At 46.4% G+C, this 985-nt stretch carries 2 protein-coding genes; both read left to right on the forward strand.

From position 1 onward, the window contains the following. Positions 1 to 615: adenosine deaminase family protein (locus R7E78_RS24800; RefSeq protein ID WP_318058431.1), on the forward strand; the 615-nt coding region annotated here is incomplete at its 5' end. 94 nt (positions 616 to 709) lie between these two features. Further along, positions 710 to 985: redoxin family protein (locus tag R7E78_RS24805; RefSeq protein ID WP_318058432.1), on the forward strand; the 276-nt coding region annotated here is incomplete at its 3' end.

Genomic DNA, 985 nt, shown 5'->3' on the forward strand with positions numbered 1-985 from the left:
ATCGCTTGTTTCCTTCGTCCTTTGTCAGAAGAAAGCGCGATGGAATCACTGCCATCTGTTTTAAAGCATCGCGCTAAAATCATTGGTGTGGGGCTAGATTCATCAGAAAAAGGCCATCCACCAGCTAAGTTTTTACGTGTCTTCCAGCAAGCGAAAGAGGCGGGCTTACTTACCGTGGCACATGCCGGAGAAGAAGGACCAGCGCAAAATATTACCGACGCAATTGAAATGTTAGAAGTGAGCCGCGTTGATCACGGCGTTCGCTGCGTAGAAGATGAAGCTCTAGTGGGATCTCTAATTGAAACCAAAATGCCACTGACCGTTTGCCCGCTGTCTAACATCAAACTTTGCGTGTTTGATGAAATGGGACAACACAACATCGTAGAACTTCTGCGTAAAGGCGTGGCGGTAACCATTAACTCTGATGACCCCGTTTACTTTGGTGGCTACATGACCGATAACTTCCTTGCAGTGAATCAAGCACATCCCATGAGCAAAGAAGAACTGGCGAAATTCACGCTCAACGCTATCGATGCAAGCTTCATCGACAACGAGTTGAAGGCTCAATATCGTCATCAAGTCGAACAATATGTTGCACAACATTCATCGATGTAATGCGGTATACCCTTACAAACCCTCTGTGGTTAAAACGGGACTTAAGCGCTAGACTGAAAAAGCTCAACAAAGCACTTAATAAAGGAAGAAAATCATGATTCAACAAGGCCAAGCACTACCTTCTGCAACCGTAAGTGAACTGACTGCCGATGGCATGGTCAACCACGATGTGACCGAACTGTTCGCGAACAAGAAAGTGGTGCTATTCGCGGTTCCTGGCGCATTCACTCCAACTTGCTCAGAAGCTCACCTACCAGGCTACGTAGTACTCGCAGATCAATTAAAAGCCAAAGGCGTTGATTTAATTGCTTGTGTGGCGGTGAACGATGCATTCGTAATGAACGCATGGGGTGAAGCTCAAAACGCTTCT

This window comes from Vibrio sp. YT-19(2023) (genome assembly GCF_033337395.1).